Genomic DNA, 21,190 nt, shown 5'->3' with positions numbered 1-21,190 from the left:
TCCTCTGGCCGCTCAAACTTGTCGTTATCGGCCTAATACGTAAGTAACAAAAAGATAAACGGCCAGACCTATCGCGAAAACAAGTCCCAGGCCGCGCCCGACCCGCGTCGCCCAGACCTCGACCAGGTCGTCCGCGTCCTTGTCGGCGGCGCTCATGTGGTTCCTGGCCCGGTCGGCCATGCGCACGAACGTCGACCCGCCGATGGTTTCGCTTTCCGCCTCGACCCGGTCCAGCACCCGCAGCGCCTCTTCGCGCTGCTTTTCTTTCGGGTGCTTTTCTTTCGTACGCCCGTCTTTCATGTGCCCGTCGTTGTGATGCTCTGATCCGCTCATGCCCCTACACTTACCCTGTTCGGGCGCCGTTTCAACAGCGCGGCCGAAATCAGCGCAAGCAGGGCAATCCCGCCAGAGGCGACGGCATTCCAGCCCGCGAAGGACAGACCGAACATCCGCCAGCTGGCTTCCGTGCAACTGACCACCCGTGTGGACTGCAGCGCCTGCAGCATGTCGGCGGCCTTCGCCGGAGCCGCGCTGCCGCCGCCGCAATCGCTGGGACCCGCCCAGAACTGCCACTCCGCTCCGGCCTGATAGGCCCCGAGACCCGCGCCATAGGCGAACACCGCCGTAGCCGCCAGCAGGAGCAGCATCGCAAGCCCCCGCTTCTCCCGGCCCATCAGCGTCAACGCCACGGCCAGCAGGGGCAGGCCGGCATAAAAGGGAAACCGCTGTTCCAGGCAGAGTTTGCAGGGCACATAGCCACCGATCAGCTGAAAACCCCAGGCCGTCGAAATAACCGCCAGTCCGCCGATCAGCGCCAGTCCCGTCAAGTTTCTCGCCAGTCGCTCTGCGGACATCGTGCCCTCCTGAATTCAGATATAGCGAAGCAGTATGAACCCGCCGACCAGCAGCACCACGAACAAGGTGAACATGAGACCGAGGCGCTTTTCGATGAAGGTCTTGATGGGCGGGCCGAACAGATACAGCAACGCGGCGACGGCGAAAAACCGCAGTCCCCGCGAGACGATGCTGGCGAAGATGAACACCGGCAGGCTGAGCCCGGCGACCCCGGAGGCGATGGTGATCACCTTGTAGGGAAACGGTGTCAGCCCGGCGATAAACACGAACCACCAGCCATACTGGTTGAAGACCGCCGTGAATTCGCTCAGCCAGTCCATCTTGCCGTAGAAGGTCAGCACCGGCACGGCCACCTGCTCGAACAGGAACATGCCGATCAGATAGCCCAGAATACCGCCCAGAACCGACGTGAGGGTGCACAGGGCGGCATACCACCACGCCCGCTCCCGCCGCGCGATCACCATGGGGATCAGCAGGAGATCCGGCGGGATCGGAAACACCGAGCTTTCGATAAAGGAGACCGACCCCAGCGCAACAGGCGCACGCGGTCCGGCGGCAAGGGACAAGGTCCAGTCATAAAGACGTCTGATCATGGCGCTTCCCATAGCGGGCGCGGCGGAAAAAGTCACCTGACGATTTTCTGAAAGGAACATGGAGCTGGAATTGAGCCGGTTTTGGTCATTCGCGCGCTCGAACTGCCCGGAGGGCAGTGGCGCGAAACCCAGCGCTCAAGTAGCCCGAAGGGCGATAGCGCCGGAATAATGGTGCCCCCCGCCGGACCACGCGCATTTAATTAATACAAGGACTTAGCTCAAAGTGGGACAGGAAATTGTCCCACTGTTTCCGCTATTTTTCGGGATCAGTGTCCCACCGATTTGAGCGATTTCGTTGGAAATTCACCAGCGCAGCCAAAGTGATATGACGCCAAAACAGCCTATTGCCATCCATGACCCCGAACACAATACAACCTATTGATATCATTCATTTTTGCCAAATCCCGTCTGAAAATAAGCGTAATTTGGCAAAAGTCAAATGATTCAGCGACTTAGCTGCATCTGTAGTCAAGCGGAGGTCGGAAGCGTAGACACAATTTTTCGTTGATGCTACCGGATAGCATCTAAGATCAAAGGCGATATTTGGCTGTGCCCGACCGTTTTCTTTTTAGAATGACGTATTTTCAAAATCTGCAGAGATATCTCGCGGATGGCAGGGCTTTTGCCAAAAATCATAAAGATATGCAGCCCGGCTTTCGGATATCATTCAACGACATTGTACAACGTCGCGGAACAGCTCTGTTCACGACACCATGCAATTCGAACGTCAATGATTTTGTGCCTTTCTATTTCTCGCCGGTCACAAAAATGGCTTACACGATCCACGCTGGAAATGTTCGGCTGATAGATCCCGAAGGTAAGGATCTTGGGACTGCACAGATGCAAGATGTCGCATATCTTGTCGTGAAACCTGCGACTCTTTTTGAAGGCGGGCGCACCTGCTGGTTTACTGATATCGCCTGTAATTCTGGCATCCCGCCGGTCTACGAAAATCAGCCAGAAAAACTCTCGACACACATCCAGTGGACACTTTTTGACGATACGCCAAAGAAAGCCATCATCACAGAGATTGGCTACACCGGCGTATGCAAATGGCAACACGACCGCGATGAACCGGTAGAGCACCAGATGCGCAGCAAACGTCGCATGGCAGAGTTTATGGTGAAGGACTATTTGAGTATGGATGAGGTTTTGTGCATCATACTGAAAAACGACGCACACCTTGCAACCGTTCAAGGCTGGATCAACGAGTCAGGTGCAAACATCCCTGTGTATGTCAAACCCGGATGTTATTTTTGAATGATGACCATCGAATATAAAAACGGCGACATGTTCGAAGAGCCTACCGAGGCGATTGTGAACACAGTCAACTGCGTTGGTGTGATGGGCAAAGGCGTAGCGTTGGAATTCAAACGGCGCTGGCCAGAAAACTTCAAGGCATACAAAAAGCTCTGCGACGAAAACAAAATTTCGCCGGGGCGCATGTTTGTTTTTGAGAACAACGACTTTCTCGGCGATGGAAAACATCGATACCTAATCAATTTTCCAACCAAACAGCATTGGCGAGCAAAATCCAAAATCGAATATGTTCAGGATGGATTGAAAGATTTTGTATGCCAAGTCAGGGCGCTTGGAATCCAGTCAGTCGCACTGCCGCCGCTGGGGTGCGGCAATGGTGGTTTGGATTGGTCGGAGGTTAGACCTCTTATCGAGCAGAGCCTTTCAGAACTACCTGAGGTGAAGTTCGTCGTGTTTGCCCCCGTGGCTGACACAATGAAACCGGAGCAGGTGTCCGTCCCTAATGATTTAACTGTGGGACGTGCAACGATGATGGTAGCGTTTGCTGAACTTGAGAAATTTTTCGGCGGCCACCTCACGCGCCTTACCGCGCAAAAACTTGCATACTTCCTTCAGGTCTTTGGGAGCGACTTTGGGCTGAAGTTCTCAAAACAACAGTTCGGACCATACTCCGAAACACTGCACAACGCTTTCAAAGCGATGGAGAACAAACGCTATATCCATGGTTATAGCAGCGAGGAAAAAACCGTAGTCGTAACACCAGCAACTTATGCTGCTGCCGACGAGTTTTTGAAATCGAAAGGCATCGATACAAGCCACATAGTCTCAAAGCTTTCACTTCTGATCGATGGCTATGAAACGCCCTACGGTATGGAGCTACTGTCGAGCGTTCACTTCCTATCTGTATCCGAGGGCATTACGACCCAGCCAGAAATGTCAGAAGCATTGGAGGCATGGAACGACCATAAGCGGGACAGTTTTCCGAGAGCAGCAGTCACGGCAGCGTTGGATCGACTGAAAGCTGATGGACTCATTCATCAGCAAACTGAAAACTCACAAACCTAAAAATATTTGGCGAAGAAGTCTTCAAATCCTGCTCTTGTTACAGGAACTAACAAATAAATATGGCTAAATCTTCGGTTTTCATCTCTACGGAGAGTCGCGACAAAATTTATGGCTATGCAGAGAATGAGTTTCGTGGTCGAAATTACACTTTAATTATTCTTAGAGACGACCAGACTTGCTATGCCTATTTTGGAAGGCGCCGACATGAATTTGGTCCGCTAACCATTCATTTTGAACCCAAAAGTGGTTCTGGAATAGTGAAATTCTCTGATGTCATTCAACAAATTAATGAGAACTTCGCTGACCGCCCATTTGTTGAGGTCGAGTCTGCTGAGTTCAAGTTTACCTTTATCACTATGGCAACGCGTGCGGACACCTATCGAAATTTGCTTGAAGAAATGGATACCTCTCAAGCAATCGAACTTCTTCTATCAATCAATGACCTGATAGTCACACAAGAATACGGACCAAACAATAGCAAATTAAAGAATCTTAGACACCGCAACAGAATAAAAAAGAACTTAATTAGAAGCACTGAGCAGCGTTTTCTTTTAGAGAATGGCATTGAAATAATAAAAGAAAACGAAAGAAGGGCGATAGATACAGCCGAACCTGAATTTACGTGTCATTTTGAGATAGAAGACGGAAGAGACTATTCTTTTTTCTTCCAGTTTGGTCGCACACACGATCTCGGCAGACGCATCGTAGTTCTAATAGGAAAGAATGGTTGCGGAAAAAGTCAAACGTTAAGGCATATTGCAAAACAGGCGCTTGATAGTTCGTTCGGAAGCTGGACTGGTAATTTTCACCCAAGCAGAGTTGTCGCTTTTTATTCTGGAACTCGAGCTTCGAAGATTTTTCCTATCCAGACACTGAAGCGCCGAACCTCAGGTTATAGGGTGCTAAGTCTTGCACACGACGACGCTACATCGTCCACAAGTGTAGCCGAAATTATCCTTGATTTGATAAGCAATAGAAGACTTATCGCTGATCAGAGCCGCTTTGAAATACTAAAGCAGTCTCTCAAAGAATCGGGTTCAAAGAGGCCGATCTGTATACTACACAATCACTATGGACCAATAAATATTCTCTCCATCCAAACGCCATACTTTAATTCAGACAGTCTTATCTTCCAAACAAAATCAGAAAACATAGTCGAAACAACTCCGGAAGAATTAGTCGAAAATATAGATGCAACGAAAGGTATTTTTCACGATACCCCTGATGACTTAAGTTCTGGAGAAGAAGCCTATGTACGTTTTTGCACCTATTCGGCAGAAAGTGTTGAAAATGGATCTTTATTACTCTTTGACGAACCAGAGGTGTTTCTACACCCTCAATACATTGATGCTTTAATGGGCTCTCTGCATAAGATTTGCGAACTTTCCGGATCAATCTCAGTCATCGCTACTCACTCTGCTTACGTGGTACGATGTGTGGAAGAGAATATGGTTCATATTATTCGAAACGAATTTGAAAAACGGGTAGAAATACAAAAGCCACGCATGAAAACATTCGGCGCCGACATCGGAATGCTCTCGCTATTCGTGTTCGGGGAAGATGAATTGGCCACAACTCGCAGACGGGCTTTAGAGTATGCTGAAAGCTTTGATGACCACGGCGAGCCAATTGAGAAGATTCTCCGCTCGGTCGCCTCTGAAGATTTGATTTCTAAACTTGTTAATAAAAATGAAGAATATTGACAAACCAATAGACCCAAGAACTGATTATATTAAAGAGGCTTGCACGAATAGCAAGTTGAAATCATATCCCAAGCTCCTAAAGTTCTCTCTTCGCGCCGAAAGAATTGAAAAGTATTATGACTCCTGCTCTGGAAGCCCAAATATCATTTTTGAATCAAAAAATTCAAAAGAAGAAAAGGACGAATTAGTCTATCTATACGATAATCCGCCTAACTGCTTGTCCTATATTGGAGAGCAAAGAAATTCTGAGGCAGGGGAGACCTGCCCTATGTGTGGCGGTTATTTTCCCACAACGCTGGATCACTTTCTTCCAAAGAAGAAGTACTCTGATTACGCTTTATTGCCGTATAACTTGGTCCCTGCCTGCGATTGCAACCAAAAGCGAGGGGATAGGACAATAGATCACTGCACTGGAGCACGTGTTCTTCATCCATTCTACGACAGCGTATTATCTATACCTCTTATAAGACTTGAATTTGACCCTAGCGCCCGTCCACCAAGATTTAAAATTCAATACTTACTCCACACTTCGAATCCGCATTACATTAACTTGGATTTTCACGTTAAGAATGTCTTATTAAGGACGAGCTTCTTAGAATTTGCTGCAAAAAAATGGTCCAAAATAAGGGACACTCCTAGGAGGACTCTGCCACTTTTTGACGACTACTGCAGCAACAACAAGCAGTTCAACGAATATTTAATCAACTTGTATAACACTGCGGCAGAAGATGACGGTGTAAACTCTTGGAAAGCTATTCTGTACCGTTCTGTTGCTGAACAAAGGATTTCTGACTGGCTCTTTCTCAACTATAAACGCACGGCCATTCTCAGAATTCTAAATAATAGAGCAAAATAGAGCTCACACAGTTTCACCTCACTGAAAGCAGTCGGTATACGCTCGCCCGCCCAATCCCGAGACGCTTTGCGATCTCGGAAGCGCCAAATCCAGCTTCTTTGAGCTCCCTGACTCGTGATGGATCAATCGCCTGTGGGCGGCCCCTATACTTCTCAGGATGTTTTGCCTTCGCCCTAGGCCGTGTGGACGGATTTGATCAAGATGAAGGCTGCGGCAATTGCGACGATGGACCGGAAGTTTCTGGCGGTTTTCTCGCAACGCAGGGCGACGCGTTTAAAGCGTTTGATCTTCCCCATCATTTGTTCGATGCGTGCGCGGCCGCGGTAGAGCGCTTTGGCGAAGTGCCTGGGAATCTCGCGCCGGTTTGATTTGTATGGAATGACCGGGACAGCCCCTGCCTTTCGCGCAGCCTCTCGATTGGCATTGCTGTCATAGCCCTTGTCGGCAACGATGGCCCGGTGCTTGATGTCGGGGCCGGTTTCCATGAGATCCGTAAACTGCTTGCTGTCAGAGGCTTCGCCACCGGTCAGTTCAAAGCCAAGCGTCAGGCCGTTCCGATCCGTTTTCAGATGGATTTTTGTTCCGAACCCGCCGCGCGAACGCCCGAGCGCTTGACCTTCCTGCCCCCTTTTGGCGCCGGCCGCCGAGACATGGGCGCGAATGACGGTACTGTCGAACATGGCGATCAGATGCGCGCCTTCATCAAGCCCGGCCAGAATGGAAAAATAGTCCTCGAACACACCGGCCCTGCCAAGACGGTCGAAGCGTTTCCAGACGCTGTTCCAGTTGCCGAACCGCTCGGGCAAAGCGCGCCAGGAGATGTTGTGAAGCGTGAAATAATGCAGTGCCTCGAGAAACAGACGGTCATTCTTTGCCTTCGCGCCAACCCGTGGCAAGCAAGCCCGGAAAACCTCCAGTGCCAGTTCGAAATCCCGTTCTGTCATCTTGGTACACATCGCCGACCTCCAAATCACGTCGGCAACCAATGAATCACTTTGAAATCAAATCCGGAATCCCAAAACTTATACCTGAGTCAATTCGTCCACACGGACTAGTGCATAGTTGTATACTTAGCGTGTCAAAATAAAATCTTACTAAAGGAGTAGTGTACCGCTCTGCGCTTGTGCTCAAGCATGCTGGAAAATAATAATTTTCTCTGATTTCTGGAATGAGGACGCATTGCATGAATACAATTTTGCCCATCTTCATTCTCTTTACACGCAGAGGCTCCAGCGTCCTCTTCTCATGAAAGGACCTAAGTTTTGCACCAGAAAATTGACTTTAGGTATCTCACAACAGCTAGCAACTCTCGAAATTCAACCCTCTAGAGGATCCTCTCATCGAGGTGGAAATGTCCCACTTTTTCGAAACGCCCTTCAAAGTGGGACAATTTCGAAACATGGGCAGCTGAATTTATTGAAAAAAATATTGAAGTGGTGCCCCCCGCCGGAATCGAACCGGCACTTCCGAAGAAACGGGATTTTGAATCCCGCGCGTCTACCAATTCCGCCAGAGGGGCGACCGGCACCGGGAAGGGTGCCTATCATGAGCATTTGAGCGATGCAAGCGGTTAGAGCGGCCGGATCCGGCAATCCGGCGGATCTGCTGGCCCGCCCGCTCGCCCGCCCGGCAGGCGGCAATACCTTCAATTTTACCAGCTCTGCAAACCCACCGTTTACCCTGACTCGATTCAAATCGCGATTTTTCCCAACAGGTGAGCAGGATTCAGCCTGGCTTAAGACTCCGTCAAAGACCGCTTCCTAGAGTGTCCCGACAGTGGGGGAGCGACAGATCATGGTATTCCGCAACAATTCGATGGCCGCAAGAACGGCCACCGCAGCGCGTATTGCGAACGTAAAACCGCTTGGACAGGCGGCTCCCGCCATGGGCCCGGGTGCAGTCGCCGCGCCGGAAACCACCCTGTTCTCCCTTTCGCATCTGAACAAGGACACGCTCAAGCCCTCGCCCATCGACCAGAGCTGGATCCTGGAGGGCAACCCGCAAGCGCGGTGCCATAATCTTTTCAGGATCGCAGACAACTGGACCTCCGTCGATCACTGGTCCTGCACCTCCGGAAAGTTCCGCTGGCAATATTTTTTCGACGAAACCATTCTCATCCTCGAAGGCGAAGCGTTCATCACCGATGACGACGGCGTGACATATCATGCGGTGCCGGGCACAACGCTTTCATTCCCTGACGGCTCCGCCGCGATCTGGGAAGTCCCGTCCTATATCCGCAAGGTCGCCTTTAACCAGAAGTCCGTGCCGTCTTACCTTCACAAACTCTGCCGGCTGATCAACAAGATCCATCGTAACATCTTCACCTGAGCCTCCGGACCGCCGGAAGCACGGCGGCCGAAGCCTCGGCCGGAAACGCTTAGACGGCTCACAAAAGCGCAAATTGTGCGCTTTTTCTGGACAAGTGCATTTGGCTTGTCTAGAAATTTTGCATGAGCAAATCAGGACGTGAAATCGAGCTCAAGCTCGAACTGGATCCGACGGCGCAGGATGCGCTGAAAAGCGCCGGCACCATTGAAGGCTTTACCGCTGGACGCCCGGTCACCAGGACCTTGCAGTCGATTTATTTCGACACGCCGGACCAGGCGCTGCGCAAGGCGAAGATCTCCCTGCGGGTGCGCAAGACCGGCCGGAGCTGGGTGCAGACGGCCAAGATTGGCACCGGTGTCATGGCCGGATTGTCCACCGCCGTGGAAGCCGAACATCCGGTCAGCACCCGGGCGCTGGATTTTTCGGTCATAGAGGATGCCGACGTCCGGAAAAAACTGGCGGAAATCATTGGCGACGCCCCTCTTGGCGAGTGTTTCGAGACGGTGATGAAGCGGACAACCCGTCAGCTGACCCGCGACAGCGACGGCGCGCAGATCGAACTGGCGCTCGACACCGGCAACATCCTGGCGGGCGCGGGAAGCCAGCCGCTGACCGAACTGGAGATGGAGCTGAAATCCGGGCCGGGCCTTGCGGTCTTCGAGGCGGCCAAGGCTTTGCTCAGGGATACGCCATTCCGGTTTTCCCCCTACAGCAAAGCCGAACGGGGCTACCGCTTCGCCGAAGGCGTCACCGCAGCGGAGGGCGCCCCCTATTTCGCCGAGCCGGTCGAATTCGCCTCCGGGATCAGCGCCGAGCTTGCTTTCCGGGACGTTCTGCGCTCCTGCCTTACCCAGATTGCTGAAAACCGGCTGGTGGTTCTGTCTTCCGATGACCCGGAAGGACCGCACCAGCTTCGCATCGGCCTGCGCCGGCTGCGCAGCGCCTTCCGGCTGTTCAGACCGATCCTCAATCCTGCGACGCTGATCCCCCTGGATGATATGGCGCAGACCATCGCCGCAGAAGCCGGCGCCTTGCGGGACCTCGACGTGCTGATTGAAGAGATCGTCGCGCCATTGGCCGCCAGGGCGCCGGAAAGCCTGTCCTTCGACGCGCTGCTTGAAAACCTGAACGCGACCCGGAGCCAGGACACACGCCACACGCTGGTAAAGCATTTGAGATCAGCCGAAGTGAACGGTTTCCTGCTCGACCTGGCCGCCTACACGGAAGGCCGTGGCTGGCTGGACCCCGAGAATTTCAGACAGACGAAAAAGCTGGCGCAGCCGGTCGAAAAATTCGCGGACAAGGCCCTCGCCAGGCAGTGGAAGAAGGTTCTGAAATTCGGCAGCCGCATTGAGGATCTGTCGATTCCAGAACGCCATGAGATGCGCAAGGCCATGAAGAAGATGCGCTACGGCGTCGAATTCTTCGGCTGCCTCTATCCGAAGGGCACGGTCAAGCCGTTCCTCAAGCGCATGAAGAGGCTTCAGGATATTTTCGGTTATCTGAATGACGTCGCCATGGCCGAGAAGCTGCCGCAGACCTGCACCGCTTCCGGGCCGCAGGCGGAAGCGGCTCATCAGGCCGTCGGCTTCGTCATAGGCTGGCACGAATGCCGCTGCCAGACCATGTGGCAGCACGCCAGGGGCTATTGGGACGCCACGCGGGAAACGCCGAAGTTCTGGACCTGAAGCCCCTGCAGGAAACCGGACGCCTGCGCCAGAAGAACGAGGCCACTGACGATCTCTCCCGCCTGGCCAGCCATGTGCCGGAGGCCTTTTCCCTTTCGCCCGGCAGCATCCGCTCCGGGGCGGCCACAAAACCGCCCCGGAAAGTTCGGCCGTCAGGCGGCCTTGTCGGCGGGTTCCCAGGCAAATTTCCGGAAAGGCGCATCCACGGGCGTGTGGGCGACATGGTTGGTGTAGTTGGACATGATCTTCTGGCTGTAACCCAGGATCACCTCCAGAATGTTGCGCTTGGTGAAACCCGCATCCAGGAAAGCCTGCACGTCACCCTCGGACAGGTTGCCATGGGAGCGAATGAGTTTCAGGGTGAAATCACGCAGCGCTTCCAGGCGCGGTGTCGGCAGCGGCGTCTTGTTGCGCAGCGCCTCGGTGATGGCATCGTCGACATTCATGCTCTTGGCGATGCCTGTATGCGCGGGCACGCAGTAATGACATGCGTTCTCCACGTTCACGGTCTGCCAGACCACGGTCAGCTCGTCCTTGTCGAAGCTCGAATTCGCAAACAGCTCATGCACGCGCTGATAGGCCTCCAGCAGACCCGGCGCCTCGGCCATCACCGCATGAAGCCCCGGCACCATGCCAAAGGCTGCCTTGGATTTCGCCAGCAGCGGACGGGACTCTTCCGGAGCGTTGGTCTCGTCGTAAAGCGTGAAGTCGGTCATGTCTGTTGATCCCTTTAAGTTGCTCCGGGGCCGAAACCCCAGAAGTATCCGGCGGCAGGCCGGGCTTGCGATCAGCAGATAGGTGTGTTTGAGTGATTGCTCAATAGATTACTTGAGCGATCACTCAAATGTGAGCCCGACCCACGATTTCCGGACGGGACATTCCGGGCGGAGGACCCTATTTTTTTCCCATGAAACGAGCTCACCCCTATGACCGCGAGAAAGCGCTGGACGCGGCGCAGGACCTGTTCTGGCGCAAGGGCTATCACGCCACGTCCCTGAAAGATCTGGAAGCTGCGCTGGCCATGAAGCCGGGCAGCATCTATGCCGCGTTCAAGAGCAAGGAGGCGCTCTATCTGGCAAGCCTGGAGCGCTATTTCCTCAGTGGCCGCCATGCCCTGCGGGAGCAGATGGCCGGTGCAGGCACCGTTCTGGGCGGGCTGGCGGATCACCTGAGAAGCCACGGCAACATGACCGGCGAGACGTCCGACGGCCGAGCCTGCATGATCGTCAAGACCCTTCTGGACACCACCGACGACGACGGCGCGGTCTCCGACAGGGCCCGCGCCTATTTCGAGGCCATGCGCGACGAATTCGCCCGGTTCTTCCGCAAGGCCCGGGACAACGGCGAACTCCCTCCCGACGCCGACCCTGACCGCCTCGCCCGCCGATACCAGGCCAATATCACCGCCCTCAGGGTGGAGGCACATCTCGGCGGCGACCCTGCCGGCGTGAAGGACCTGGCCGCCAGCATGGCGCGGGATGTGGAGAACCTGCAGGTTGGCGGCGGAACGCATCAGCACTGAAAGAGCAAGGGCACGGCCTCCCGCCCTGGCGGGCGTCAGGCGTCGGCATCCGTGTGAGCGGATGACGCCGCCGAGGGACTGGGCGCCGCCTTCGGGCGGGAGGCACGATCAGACGGGCGCCGGTAGTCCGGACCCCAGCGTGATGTCCAAAGCCCTCAGAAATGAACCTTGATGCCCGCGAAGGGGCCATTGACGGTCAGATCGTCCATTTTGGCGGTATCGGAAAAATTCCAGTCCAGATAGCGCCACCCCACGACCGCGTCGAACCTGTCGAAGCGGTAGCCGAGGCCGCCGAGCGCCTGCCAGGTCAGGTCGCTTTGTCCGGTACCGACATCGCCATAATAGGTGACAAAATACCGGTCGGCGAAATTCGTCTGGCCGCGAAGGCCGACAATGCCGTCCCAGACATGCCCCTGGCCGACAACCTCGCCGCCGGCCCGACCGATATTGAAACTCAGGTCGGACTTGAGCCAAAGATAGCGCGTACCGGCAAATGCCTTGAGTTCGGTGTTATCGGTTTGCAGGACGGAATACCCGACGGCAGTCGTGTTGATCAACGCCTGCATCTTGATGCCGACACCGGTCTCCACCGACCGGCCGATGATATTGGCCGTGGACGTGCGGGTTCCCTGGAGGTTCATGTAAATGAAGTCCGAAAACCCGGTCCATCTTCCGTTCTGGGCCGTAAGACCCGCCATTGCAGTGAAGTTCAGGTTCTGCAGGATCTGCCAGAGCGGCAGCTCCATTTCGTCTCGCCTGATGGTTTCAAGGTTGATCTGGGGGAGCCATCCATAGATATCGGCATTGAATTTCCAGCCATGATCAGACTGAAAAGACGTTGGATTTCCGCCGGAAGCATCCTGCGCAATCGCGGCTGACCAGGAGCCGACTGCGAGACCAGCCGCAATCAGCAGCTTTGAGATGATGTCCCTCACCCTGCTCTCTTTCCGTATTTTTCAAGTCTGATTTCACGCCCTGATGAAATTTATACGCTGTCGATTATGCATTGCCAATATAACGCTACGGTAATTTTCAATAACTGGCCCCTCGACACCGGCCGCGCACATCGCTCACCGCTTTCACTAACTTGTACTGGCAGGTAGGTGGCGCCCTCACTCCGCCTCATTCACCACAAGCTGCACCCGGTCAGCCGCCACCCGTGCCCGCGTGTACTGTATCGGGCGGCCTTCCATGTCGAGGTTGACGCTTTCCATGATCATGACGGGCTGCCCCAGCGCCATGCCGAGCTGGCGGGCGTCCCTCGCCTCGACGAGGTCAGCCGTAATGCGGGTTTCCTTGCGCCGGTAATCGGTGATCCCGGCGCGGGCCAGGGCCGTGGTGATGGAACCGCTGTCGGCGTAGTCGGCAACGAAATTCGGCACCCGCGCCTGCTCGAACCAGCTTGTGGCAATGATCATCGGCACGCCGTCGGCGACCCGCAGGGCTTCCACCCGGGTCAGCACCGTGCCGAGCGGCACGTCGAGGCGGTTGGCCAGCAGCCCGTCGGCTTCCTCGGTCGCCGAGCCGATGATGCGGCCGTCCGGCGCCCGGTCCTGGCCAGAGACGATTTCCGAATACCGCGTCCGTGGGCCGATCGGATAGGTGAGCGGCGTCGAGGCGACGAAGGTGCCCCGGCCCTGATCGGCGCGCAGGATGCCTTCACCCGTCAGCGCGGCGATGGCGCGGCGTACGGTGTGGCGGTTGACGCCAAATCTGCTGGCCAGCTCGGATTCCGGCGGCAGCCGGCTGCCTCTTTCAAACACACCGCTGACGATCTCGGCCTTGAGCGTTTCCATGATCTGCCGCCAGACGGCGATGCCCGCGCCGCGGTCGAGTGTGCTGTTGGTCGTCATGCATCCGTCATCAAAGTTCGCTACCAAAGAGTCAATCGGATTATTTGTATAGACAAATAGACGAATCAAGACTAGAGATTTTGAAAATATCACGACCCCTTCAGGCGGTTGTCCCCGGAACTCCAGAGGTCCGGACAGCCGCCCAGCTTCAGAAGGCACCCTTCATGAGCGAAACCACAGTCAAAGACCGGACCGGAAAGGTCCCTGACGCATTCCCGGAAAATGCCTCCGGCGTCCGGAAGAAGATCATGGCCACACTGGCCGCAGCCACGCCGGAAGCCGTTGCCGGGAAATATGAAAACCTCGCCGTGCCTTCCTTCGATCTCGTCCGCCAGCCGGAAACCGGGCTGGTGATGGTGCGTGGCCGCATGGGTGGCACCGGCAGCCCGTTCAATCTGGGCGAGATCACCGTGACCCGCTGCGTCGTGCGTCTGGAAACCGGCGAGACCGGCAGCGCCTACAGCCTTGGCCGCAGCAAGAAGAAGGCATTGCATTCGGCGGTGATCGACGCCCTCTGGCAGCGCCTGGAAACGCGCGCGCTGATCGAAAATGACATCATCGCCCCGCTTGCCGCCGCGCAGCAAACCGCCAAAGAGACGGTCCGGCAGGAAACAGCGGCAACGAAGGTAGACTTCTTCACCATGGTGCGGGGAGACGACTGATGACCGCAACGCAGGAAACGCAACACTCGCAGGCGATGACGCCGCTTGCCGCCGGGTTTCATGACCCGGTTCACGATGCCCAGGCCTGTTTCCGGGCCGTGATGAACGCCATGGCCCGTCCGGGCACCCGGCAGTCGCTGGACACTGCCGGCCTGAAGCCGCCCGCGCCACTGACGCCCGTCGCGGCGGCGCTTGCGCTGACCCTCTTCGACTACGACACACCCGTCTGGCTCGACAAGCCGCTGATGACGTCCGAGGCGGTCAAGGCCTTCCTGCGCTTTCACACCGGAGCGCCGATCGTCAGCGAGCCTGTGGAGGCCGCCTTCGCGCTGGTCGCCAATCCGGGACAGATGATCCCCCTGGCGAGCTTCAACCAGGGCTCGGCCGAATATCCGGACCGCTCGGCAACCGTCATCCTGCTCGGTCAGGATTTTGCCGCGGCACAGACGGCAACGCCGGCGGTGACCCTGACAGGCCCCGGCATTCAGGACAGCACGACGTTTCCGGTCGGCCCGGTTCCACCGGTGTTCTGGGAACAGGTTACCGCCAACAGCCGGCAGTTCCCGCGCGGCATCGACCTGATTTTTGCCGGCACCGCGGGGATTGCCGCACTCCCCCGGTCCACACGCATCCTGCCGACGGAGGTCTGACGCCATGTATGTTGCCGTCAAGGGTGGTGAAAAGGCCATCCGCAACGCCCACAAGCTTACGGCGAAGCGCCGCAGGGGCGACACCTCCGTTCCCGCGCTGACACTGGAACAGATCGCGCAGCAGCTAGCCCATTCGGTCGCGCGGGTGATGGGCGAAGGTTCGCTCTACGACGAAACGCTGGCCGCACTGGCAATCAAGCAGGCGCGCGGCGATCTGATCGAGGCCGCCTTCCTGATGCGCGCCTACCGCACGACACTGCCACGCTTCGGCTACAGCACGCCGGTCGACACCGGTGCCATGCTGGTCGAGCGCCGGATCTCCGCCACCTATAAGGATCTGCCCGGCGGCCAGGTTCTGGGCCCGACCTTCGATTACAGCCACCGCCTGCTGGATTTTGCCCTTGCGGCGGAAGATGACGGCGCGGAGCAGCCTGTCGAGATGGCGGAAAACGACGATCAGGCCATGCCGCGGGTCACCGACCTCTTGGGCGACGAAGGCTTGATGGAACCGGATCCCGTCTCCGACGAGGAGACGCCCGTCGGCGACCTGACACGCGAGCCGCTGTCCTTTCCGGCCGACCGCGACCTGCGGCTGCAGAACCTTGCCCGTGGCGACGAGGGCTTCCTGCTGGCGCTCGCCTATTCCACCCAACGCGGTTATGGCCGCACCCATCCTTTTGCCGGCGAGATCCGTTACGGCGAAATCGAGGTGGAATTCTTCGCCGAGGAACTCGGGTTCGCGGTCACGCTCGGCACCATCAAGGTCACCGAATGCCAGATGGTCAACCAGTTCGCTGGCTCCGCCCAGGCCGCGCCGACGTTCACACGCGGATACGGGCTTGTCTTTGGTCAGGCGGAACGCAAGGCAATGTCGATGTCGATGGTCGACCGGTCGTTGCGCTGGCAGGAGCTGGGCGAGGAACCGATGGCCCCGGCCCAGGACGTCGAATTTGTCCTGTCCCACTCCGACAACATCCAGGCGACCGGCTTCGTCGAACACCTGAAGCTGCCCCACTACGTTGATTTTCAGGCCGAGCTCGACCTGGTGCGCCGCATGCGTGCCGAATGGTTCGAAAAACGCCAACAGCAGGAACAGGGCGAAGCCGCCCCGGAGGCCGCACAATGACCGATACGGCACAGATCCCGGACAGCGTCCACGAGCAGGGCGAATACAATTTCGCCTATCTGGACGAACAGACCAAGCGCATGATCCGCCGCGCGATCCTGAAAGGCATCGCCATCCCCGGCTACCAGGTGCCTTTCGCCTCCCGCGAAATGCCGATGCCCTATGGCTGGGGAACCGGCGGTGTCCAGGTGACGGCGGCGATCCTCGGCAAAAGCGATTGCCTGAAGATGATCGACCAGGGCTCCGACGACACAACCAATGCCGTCTCCCTGCGCGGTTTTTTCGAAAAGACCGCCGGGGTCAGGACGACTTGCGAGACGGCGGAGGCGACCATCATCCAGACCCGCCACCGCATTCCGGAAAAGACCCTGCGCGAGGACCAGATCCTGGTGTTTCAGGTGCCGATCCCCGAGCCCCTGCGCTATCTGGAACCGCGTGAAACCGAAACCCGCAAGATGCATGCGCTGGAAGACTACGGCCTCATGCATGTGAAGCTCTACGAGGACATCGCCAAAAACGGCCATATCGCCACGACCTACGCCTATCCGGTCAAGGTCAACGACCGCTATGTGATGGACCCCTCGCCGACGCCGAAATTCGACAATCCGAAAATCGACCGGATGGCCGCGCTACAGCTCTATGGCGCGGGCCGGGAAAAACGCATCTACGCCATCCCGCCCTATACCAAGGTCAAGAGCCTCGATTTCGAGGATTATCCCTTCGAGATCCAGCAATTCGACAAGCCCTGCGGCCTCTGCGGCGCGGAAAACGTCTATCTCGACGAGGTCATCCTCGATGACAAGGGCGGGCGCATGTTCGTCTGCTCGGACAGCGACTATTGCGAAGAACGCCGTGCGGACGGTCATCTCGGTCCGATGGCGGCGGATCCGGCTGCCGCGCGGGTCGGCAACACCAAAACCGGGGAGACGGTCCGATGAACCTGTTTCACGCAGAAGACCCGCTGCTGCAGGTCCACAATGTTACCCGTTACTACGGCGACCGCATCGGCTGTTCGGAGGTCTCCTTCGACCTCTGGCCGGGAGAGGTTCTGGCGATTGTCGGGGAAAGCGGCTCCGGCAAGACCACCTTGCTCAACTGTCTCTCCACCCGTCTCGCGCCGACGGCCGGCGCCATTGAATACCGCATGCGCGACGGCGCCATGCGCAATCTCTATCAGCTTACCGAAGCAGAGCGCCGCCTGCTGATGCGCACGGACTGGGGCTTCGTGCACCAGAACGCCGCCGACGGCCTGCGTATGAATGTCTCCGCCGGGGCAAATGTCGGCGAGCGCCTGATGGCGGTCGGCGCGCGCCACTACGGCAACATCCGTTCCACGGCCGACGATTGGCTGGGCCGGGTCGAGATCGACAACGAGCGGATCGACGACGATCCGCGTTCCTTTTCCGGCGGCATGCGCCAGCGGTTGCAGATCGCCCGCAACCTCGTCACCCAGCCACGGCTCGTCTTCATGGACGAACCTACCGGCGGGCTCGACGTCTCCGTGCAGGCGCGCCTGCTGGATCTGCTGCGCCGTCTGGTCGCCGATCTCGGCCTGTCGGTGGTGATCGTCACCCACGATCTCGCCGTTGCTCGGCTGCTCTCGCACCGGATCATGGTGATGCGCCACGGCAATGTCATCGAGGCCGGCTTGACCGATCAGGTGCTGGACGATCCGCGCGAGCCCTACACCCAGCTTCTCGTCTCTTCCATTCTCCAGGTGTAAAGGAGGCTTCAGATGCCAGTCCGTCTCTACCTCAACAATGTCGGCAAGGCCTTCACCATGCATCTGCAGGGCGGCGCCGTCATTCCCGTGGTCGAAAACGTGGAATTTTCCGTCAGTGCCGGCGAGTGTGTCGTGCTTGGCGGCCCCTCCGGTGCGGGCAAGAGCTCGATCCTGAAGATGATCTACGGCAATTATCGCTGCGACGAGGGCCAGATCCTGGTCACCATCGATGACGAGATCATCAACGTGGCAGGCGCCGAACCGCGCAAAATTCTCGGCCTGCGTGACAGCACCATTGGCTATGTCAGCCAGTTCCTGCGCACCATCCCGCGCGTTTCCGCCGAGGATGTGGTCGCCGAGCCGCTGATCGCGCAAGGCACAAGCGAGACGGAAGGCCGGGACGTCGCCCGCGCCCTGCTTTCACGGCTCAACGTTCCGGAACGCCTGTGGACCCTGCCGCCGGCGACCTTTTCCGGCGGCGAACAGCAGCGGGTCAACATCGCCCGCGGCTTCATCGCTCATTATCCGATCCTGCTTCTGGACGAGCCGACCGCTTCGCTTGACGCCGCCAACCGGGCGGTGGTCGTCCGGCTGGTGGAGGAAAAGAAGGCCAAGGGCGTCGCCATGGTCGGCATCCTGCACGATCAGGATGTCCGCGACCAGATTGCCGACCGGATCGTGGACGTCACCAAATTCGGCTCGGAGGCTGCCGCCTGAAACAAACCGTCAGGTGAATGAAAAGGAAATCGAGGAAAGCCTTGCGAGCAGATCAAAACTGTCACAGAAAAGTCACCGCCCCTCTTTAGGTCTTGACCTTCCCCAACATGAGTTCGTGATTCCGGACATGCGCTACGCAATCTATTTCGCCGCAGAGGCCGACGACCGCCTGATGCAGCTCGGCAATGCCTGGCTCGGGCGCGATCCGTTTTCGGGTGAGGACCTCCGGCAGCCGGAGATTGCCGGGTTGTCGCCCGAGACTGTTCGCGAACTCACCGCCGACCCGCGCCGTTACGGCTTCCACGGCACCCTGAAAGCGCCGTTCTTCCTCCGCGAGGGAGAAAACGAAGCAACTCTCCTGGAAGCCTGCGCGGCGTTTGCGGGCCGGATCGCACCATTCGAAATCCGGGGGCTCGACGTCAACCGGCTCGGCAAGTTCCTGGCCCTGACCCCGAACGGCTCCGAACCGGACCTGCAGGCCTTCGCCGCCCAGTGCCTGCGCGCCTTCGAACCGTTTCGCGCCCCGCTGAGCTCTGCCGACCTGGAGCGGCGTCGCAAGAGTGGTCTTACTCTTAGGCAGGACGCCTATCTGAGCGACTGGGGCTATCCCTATATTTTCGACGAATTCCGCTTTCACATGACGCTTTCCAACAAGCTCGACAACGAAACGGAAGCGGACGCACTGGCACAGGCTGCACGATCCTTTTTCGCCGAACTCACCGGCAGGCCGCGCACCTGCCACACGTTCGGGCTTTATGTCGAGCCGGAAGCCGGTGGCCCGTTTCAGGTTCTGAAAATCTTCACCCTGACCGGCACCCTCACACCCCGGGCTGCGGAAGAACAGACAGGCGGCTCGACCCGCAAGGAGAACGCATGAGCACACATCCGAAAGTCTTCCGGAACGCAAGGCTTGTTCTTGCGGATGAAGTCATCGACGGGTCTCTTTCGCTCGACGGCAATGGATTGATCGAAACAATCGGGTCTCCGACGACGGCAGACGGGCACGATTGTGACGGCGATTACCTGCTGCCGGGCCTCGTCGAGCTGCACACCGATCACCTTGAGTCCCATTACGCGCCGCGTCCCAAAGTCCGCTGGAACGCCATTTCAGCCGTCCAGGCTCATGACGCGCAGATCGCCTGCGCGGGCATCACCACTGTGTTCGACGCCCTCAGGGTCGGCATGGATGAGGATGCGGACCTGCGCTATCCGGACATGCGCATTCTCGCCGACGCCATCGAAACCGGTCAGAAGGAAAATCGCCTCAGGGCCGATCACTTTATTCACCTGCGCTGCGAGGTCTCCGCCCCCGACGTCCTGGAAGCCTTCGAGGTGTTCAAGGACGATGAAAGCATCCGGCTGATTTCCCTGATGGACCACACCCCCGGGCAGCGCCAGTTCGTTTCGCTGGACGCCTACAAGATCTATTACCAGGGCAAGAAGGGCTTTTCCGACGCCGAAATGGAAGAGTTCATCCGCCAGCGGAAGGAACGCGCCAGCGGACTGGCGCCGGAGAACCGCAAGCAGCTGTCCGCGATAGCGCAAAAGCGCGGCATCACCATCGCCAGCCATGACGATGCCACCCGCGATCATGTTGACGAGGCGATCGGTCTGCACACGAAAATCGCTGAATTTCCGACCACCGTCGAGGCCGCCAGGGCGTCGCATCAGGCCGGCATGGCCGTGCTGATGGGGGCGCCGAACGTGGTGCGCGGCGGGTCCCACTCCGGCAATGTTTCCGCGAGAGAGCTGGCCGAAGCCGGCTGCCTCGACGTTCTGTCTTCCGATTATGTCCCGGTGTCGCTGGTGCAGGCGGCTTTCCAGCTCGCCGATGAAGTCGAGGCGATTTCCCTGCCACAGGCTGTCGCCATGGTCACCTCAACCCCGGCAAGGGCCATTGGGCTGAAGGATCGCGGTGTGCTGCAGCCCGGACTGAGAGCGGATCTCATTCAGGTGAAGCTGGCCGGTGACGTCCCCATCGTACGCGGCGTCTGGCGCGAGGGACGACGCGTTGCCTGACGCCGCCGCCAAACTCGGCCCCGGTCGCATGGTGCTGGTCGTCGGCCCGAGCGGAGCCGGCAAGGATACGTTGATGGCGGCGCTGAAGGATCGGCTCCGCAGCCGAAGCGATGTGCACTTCGCCCGCAGGGCAATTACCCGGCAGGCGGATGTAGACGCTGAGGACCACGACACGCTGGACCGGGCCGGCTTCGAGCATCTGGTTGCCACCAAAGAGGTGGCGCTTGCCTGGGAAGCTCATGGTCTCGGCTACGTCATCCCGAAGACCTGTGACGAGATCATCCGCTCAGGTGGTACCGTCATTGCCAACGGCTCGCGGCGGGTCTTGAAGCAGGCCGAACAGAAATACGAAAACGCCGTCGTGCTTCTGATCACGGCTCCGGTCGAAATCCTCGCCGACCGCCTCGCTGCCCGCGGCCGCGAAACCCGGGACGAAATCCGCAAGCGGCTGGAACGTGCGGACCTTGAACCGGAAAATGTCACCAGTCTCATCCGTATCGAAAACACCGGCACGGTTGAAGATGCCGTGGAGAAGATGATGACGGCACTGGATCTCTGATCCGAACAGAC

At 57.6% G+C, this 21,190-nt stretch carries 23 protein-coding genes, 1 tRNA gene and 1 pseudogene; 16 read left to right on the top strand and 9 right to left on the bottom strand.

The genetic code is table 11. From position 1 onward, the window contains the following. Positions 1-24: 24 nt before the first annotated feature. The 3 genes from Q1B40_RS19675 to Q1B40_RS19665 are packed head-to-tail and all read right to left on the bottom strand — an operon-like array spanning position 25 to position 1,448. Positions 25-333, bottom strand: a complete 309-nt coding sequence (locus Q1B40_RS19675) for a hypothetical protein (protein WP_299818209.1) — start codon at positions 331-333, stop codon at positions 25-27. Next, the gene (locus Q1B40_RS19670; RefSeq protein ID WP_299818206.1) at positions 330-854 is read right to left on the bottom strand and encodes a disulfide bond formation protein B; all 525 of its coding nucleotides are present in this window, start codon (positions 852-854) and stop codon (positions 330-332) included. Before Q1B40_RS19670 ends, Q1B40_RS19675 begins: the two co-directional genes overlap by 4 nt. Before the next feature lie 15 nt (positions 855-869). Further along, the gene (locus tag Q1B40_RS19665) at positions 870-1,448 is read right to left on the bottom strand and encodes a YqaA family protein (RefSeq protein WP_299818203.1); all 579 of its coding nucleotides are present in this window, start codon (positions 1,446-1,448) and stop codon (positions 870-872) included. A 549-nt stretch (positions 1,449-1,997) separates the two neighbouring features. Here Q1B40_RS19665 and Q1B40_RS19660 point away from each other — a divergent pair. Genes Q1B40_RS19660 through Q1B40_RS19645 form a run of 4 tightly spaced genes read left to right on the top strand, consistent with a single transcriptional unit; the run spans position 1,998 to position 6,332 of the window. After that, a complete protein-coding gene (locus Q1B40_RS19660; protein ID WP_299818200.1) occupies positions 1,998-2,708 on the top strand; it encodes a DUF4433 domain-containing protein in 711 nt (236 codons plus the stop codon). Beyond that, positions 2,709-3,773 carry a macro domain-containing protein gene (locus Q1B40_RS19655; RefSeq protein ID WP_299818197.1) on the top strand — a complete coding sequence of 355 codons (1,065 nt, stop codon included), beginning with the start codon at positions 2,709-2,711 and terminating at the stop codon, positions 3,771-3,773. Positions 3,774-3,832: 59 nt separating this feature from the next. Next, on the top strand, positions 3,833-5,476 hold the full coding sequence (locus Q1B40_RS19650; protein WP_299818194.1) for an AAA family ATPase: 1,644 nt from the start codon (positions 3,833-3,835) through the stop codon (positions 5,474-5,476). Continuing rightward, positions 5,463-6,332 (top strand): hypothetical protein, encoded by an 870-nt coding sequence (locus Q1B40_RS19645; protein WP_299818191.1) that lies wholly within the window; start codon positions 5,463-5,465, stop codon positions 6,330-6,332. Before Q1B40_RS19650 ends, Q1B40_RS19645 begins: the two co-directional genes overlap by 14 nt. Before the next feature lie 13 nt (positions 6,333-6,345). On the opposite strand, the pseudogene Q1B40_RS19640 reads toward Q1B40_RS19645, so the two are convergent. From Q1B40_RS19640 to Q1B40_RS19630, 3 genes and pseudogenes are all read right to left on the bottom strand, one after another. Continuing rightward, a pseudogene (locus Q1B40_RS19640) lies at positions 6,346-6,462 on the bottom strand (helix-turn-helix domain-containing protein); the annotation flags it as partial. Between the two features lie 43 nt (positions 6,463-6,505). Continuing rightward, on the bottom strand, positions 6,506-7,288 hold the full coding sequence (locus Q1B40_RS19635) for an IS5 family transposase (protein WP_299818188.1): 783 nt from the start codon (positions 7,286-7,288) through the stop codon (positions 6,506-6,508). Positions 7,289-7,766: 478 nt separating this feature from the next. Further along, positions 7,767-7,851: transfer RNA gene (locus tag Q1B40_RS19630), tRNA-Leu, on the bottom strand. Between the two features lie 275 nt (positions 7,852-8,126). Between Q1B40_RS19630 and Q1B40_RS19625 the strand changes: the two genes are divergently transcribed. Next, positions 8,127-8,660 (top strand): cupin domain-containing protein, encoded by a 534-nt coding sequence (locus Q1B40_RS19625; RefSeq protein WP_299818185.1) that lies wholly within the window; start codon positions 8,127-8,129, stop codon positions 8,658-8,660. A 122-nt stretch (positions 8,661-8,782) separates the two neighbouring features. Continuing rightward, positions 8,783-10,348 (top strand): CYTH and CHAD domain-containing protein, encoded by a 1,566-nt coding sequence (locus Q1B40_RS19620; RefSeq protein ID WP_299818181.1) that lies wholly within the window; start codon positions 8,783-8,785, stop codon positions 10,346-10,348. Between the two features lie 152 nt (positions 10,349-10,500). Here the strand turns inward: Q1B40_RS19620 and Q1B40_RS19615 are convergent, their stop codons facing one another. After that, positions 10,501-11,064, bottom strand: a complete 564-nt coding sequence (locus tag Q1B40_RS19615; protein WP_299818178.1) for a carboxymuconolactone decarboxylase family protein — start codon at positions 11,062-11,064, stop codon at positions 10,501-10,503. A gap of 191 nt (positions 11,065-11,255) precedes the next feature. On the opposite strand from Q1B40_RS19615, the gene Q1B40_RS19610 reads away from it, so the two are divergent. Further along, complete coding sequence (locus Q1B40_RS19610) at positions 11,256-11,870, top strand: TetR/AcrR family transcriptional regulator (protein ID WP_299818175.1); 615 nt, start codon at positions 11,256-11,258, stop codon at positions 11,868-11,870. A gap of 155 nt (positions 11,871-12,025) precedes the next feature. On the opposite strand, the gene Q1B40_RS19605 is transcribed toward Q1B40_RS19610, so the two are convergent. Together Q1B40_RS19605 and phnF are read right to left on the bottom strand one after the other, a co-directional pair. Beyond that, on the bottom strand, positions 12,026-12,805 hold the full coding sequence (locus Q1B40_RS19605; protein ID WP_299818172.1) for a hypothetical protein: 780 nt from the start codon (positions 12,803-12,805) through the stop codon (positions 12,026-12,028). Between the two features lie 177 nt (positions 12,806-12,982). Further along, the gene (gene phnF, locus Q1B40_RS19600) at positions 12,983-13,723 is read right to left on the bottom strand and encodes a phosphonate metabolism transcriptional regulator PhnF (protein ID WP_299818169.1); all 741 of its coding nucleotides are present in this window, start codon (positions 13,721-13,723) and stop codon (positions 12,983-12,985) included. 248 nt (positions 13,724-13,971) lie between these two features. Here phnF and phnG point away from each other — a divergent pair, with 248 nt between their 5' ends. The 9 genes from phnG (at position 13,972) to phnN (ending at position 21,179) form a co-directional block, all read left to right on the top strand. Continuing rightward, the gene (gene phnG, locus Q1B40_RS19595) at positions 13,972-14,385 is read left to right on the top strand and encodes a phosphonate C-P lyase system protein PhnG (protein WP_299819112.1); all 414 of its coding nucleotides are present in this window, start codon (positions 13,972-13,974) and stop codon (positions 14,383-14,385) included. Continuing rightward, positions 14,385-15,035 carry a phosphonate C-P lyase system protein PhnH gene (phnH, locus tag Q1B40_RS19590; protein ID WP_299818166.1) on the top strand — a complete coding sequence of 217 codons (651 nt, stop codon included), beginning with the start codon at positions 14,385-14,387 and terminating at the stop codon, positions 15,033-15,035. The genes phnG and phnH overlap by 1 nt, the downstream gene beginning before the upstream one ends. 4 nt (positions 15,036-15,039) lie before the next feature. Then, a complete protein-coding gene (locus tag Q1B40_RS19585; protein ID WP_299818163.1) occupies positions 15,040-16,161 on the top strand; it encodes a carbon-phosphorus lyase complex subunit PhnI in 1,122 nt (373 codons plus the stop codon). Beyond that, the gene (locus tag Q1B40_RS19580) at positions 16,158-17,099 is read left to right on the top strand and encodes an alpha-D-ribose 1-methylphosphonate 5-phosphate C-P-lyase PhnJ (protein ID WP_299818161.1); all 942 of its coding nucleotides are present in this window, start codon (positions 16,158-16,160) and stop codon (positions 17,097-17,099) included. Before Q1B40_RS19585 ends, Q1B40_RS19580 begins: the two co-directional genes overlap by 4 nt. Next, positions 17,096-17,884 (top strand): phosphonate C-P lyase system protein PhnK, encoded by a 789-nt coding sequence (phnK, locus tag Q1B40_RS19575; RefSeq protein WP_299818158.1) that lies wholly within the window; start codon positions 17,096-17,098, stop codon positions 17,882-17,884. The genes Q1B40_RS19580 and phnK overlap by 4 nt, the downstream gene beginning before the upstream one ends. Positions 17,885-17,896: 12 nt before the next feature. Beyond that, on the top strand, positions 17,897-18,601 hold the full coding sequence (gene phnL / locus Q1B40_RS19570) for a phosphonate C-P lyase system protein PhnL (RefSeq protein ID WP_299818155.1): 705 nt from the start codon (positions 17,897-17,899) through the stop codon (positions 18,599-18,601). Positions 18,602-18,728: 127 nt separating this feature from the next. Further along, positions 18,729-19,478 (top strand): DUF1045 domain-containing protein, encoded by a 750-nt coding sequence (locus tag Q1B40_RS19565; RefSeq protein ID WP_299818152.1) that lies wholly within the window; start codon positions 18,729-18,731, stop codon positions 19,476-19,478. Then, the gene (locus tag Q1B40_RS19560) at positions 19,475-20,620 is read left to right on the top strand and encodes an alpha-D-ribose 1-methylphosphonate 5-triphosphate diphosphatase (RefSeq protein ID WP_299818150.1); all 1,146 of its coding nucleotides are present in this window, start codon (positions 19,475-19,477) and stop codon (positions 20,618-20,620) included. Before Q1B40_RS19565 ends, Q1B40_RS19560 begins: the two co-directional genes overlap by 4 nt. After that, positions 20,613-21,179, top strand: coding sequence for a phosphonate metabolism protein/1,5-bisphosphokinase (PRPP-forming) PhnN (gene phnN, locus Q1B40_RS19555; RefSeq protein WP_299818148.1), 567 nt, complete (start codon positions 20,613-20,615; stop codon positions 21,177-21,179). Before Q1B40_RS19560 ends, phnN begins: the two co-directional genes overlap by 8 nt. The last annotated feature ends 11 nt before the right edge of the window (positions 21,180-21,190 follow it).

Source organism: uncultured Roseibium sp., assembly GCF_947496995.1.
Taxonomy (GTDB): Bacteria; Pseudomonadota; Alphaproteobacteria; order Rhizobiales; family Stappiaceae; genus Roseibium.
Note: the sequence above shows the minus strand (reverse complement) of the source record. Positions and strands in the feature narration are given on the sequence as shown.

What these genes read in the sequence shown, in the direction of transcription:
- Q1B40_RS19580 (WP_299818161.1), top strand. Translation starts at nt 16,158, where the DNA reads ATGACCGATACGGCACAGATCCCGGACAGCGTCCACGAGCAGGGCGAA.
- phnH (WP_299818166.1), top strand. Translation starts at nt 14,385, where the DNA reads ATGACCGCAACGCAGGAAACGCAACACTCGCAGGCGATGACGCCGCTT.
- Q1B40_RS19565 (WP_299818152.1), top strand. Translation starts at nt 18,729, where the DNA reads ATGCGCTACGCAATCTATTTCGCCGCAGAGGCCGACGACCGCCTGATG.
- Q1B40_RS19650 (WP_299818194.1), top strand. Translation starts at nt 3,833, where the DNA reads ATGGCTAAATCTTCGGTTTTCATCTCTACGGAGAGTCGCGACAAAATT.
- Q1B40_RS19585 (WP_299818163.1), top strand. Translation starts at nt 15,040, where the DNA reads ATGTATGTTGCCGTCAAGGGTGGTGAAAAGGCCATCCGCAACGCCCAC.
- Q1B40_RS19665 (WP_299818203.1), bottom strand. Translation starts at nt 1,448, where the DNA reads ATGATCAGACGTCTTTATGACTGGACCTTGTCCCTTGCCGCCGGACCG.
- Q1B40_RS19625 (WP_299818185.1), top strand. Translation starts at nt 8,127, where the DNA reads ATGGTATTCCGCAACAATTCGATGGCCGCAAGAACGGCCACCGCAGCG.
- phnF (WP_299818169.1), bottom strand. Translation starts at nt 13,723, where the DNA reads ATGACGACCAACAGCACACTCGACCGCGGCGCGGGCATCGCCGTCTGG.
- Q1B40_RS19655 (WP_299818197.1), top strand. Translation starts at nt 2,709, where the DNA reads ATGATGACCATCGAATATAAAAACGGCGACATGTTCGAAGAGCCTACC.
- phnK (WP_299818158.1), top strand. Translation starts at nt 17,096, where the DNA reads ATGAACCTGTTTCACGCAGAAGACCCGCTGCTGCAGGTCCACAATGTT.
- Q1B40_RS19610 (WP_299818175.1), top strand. Translation starts at nt 11,256, where the DNA reads ATGAAACGAGCTCACCCCTATGACCGCGAGAAAGCGCTGGACGCGGCG.
- Q1B40_RS19670 (WP_299818206.1), bottom strand. Translation starts at nt 854, where the DNA reads ATGTCCGCAGAGCGACTGGCGAGAAACTTGACGGGACTGGCGCTGATC.
- phnG (WP_299819112.1), top strand. Translation starts at nt 13,972, where the DNA reads ATGGCCACACTGGCCGCAGCCACGCCGGAAGCCGTTGCCGGGAAATAT.
- phnL (WP_299818155.1), top strand. Translation starts at nt 17,897, where the DNA reads ATGCCAGTCCGTCTCTACCTCAACAATGTCGGCAAGGCCTTCACCATG.
- Q1B40_RS19675 (WP_299818209.1), bottom strand. Translation starts at nt 333, where the DNA reads ATGAGCGGATCAGAGCATCACAACGACGGGCACATGAAAGACGGGCGT.
- Q1B40_RS19620 (WP_299818181.1), top strand. Translation starts at nt 8,783, where the DNA reads ATGAGCAAATCAGGACGTGAAATCGAGCTCAAGCTCGAACTGGATCCG.
- Q1B40_RS19560 (WP_299818150.1), top strand. Translation starts at nt 19,475, where the DNA reads ATGAGCACACATCCGAAAGTCTTCCGGAACGCAAGGCTTGTTCTTGCG.
- Q1B40_RS19635 (WP_299818188.1), bottom strand. Translation starts at nt 7,288, where the DNA reads ATGTGTACCAAGATGACAGAACGGGATTTCGAACTGGCACTGGAGGTT.
- Q1B40_RS19615 (WP_299818178.1), bottom strand. Translation starts at nt 11,064, where the DNA reads ATGACCGACTTCACGCTTTACGACGAGACCAACGCTCCGGAAGAGTCC.
- Q1B40_RS19645 (WP_299818191.1), top strand. Translation starts at nt 5,463, where the DNA reads ATGAAGAATATTGACAAACCAATAGACCCAAGAACTGATTATATTAAA.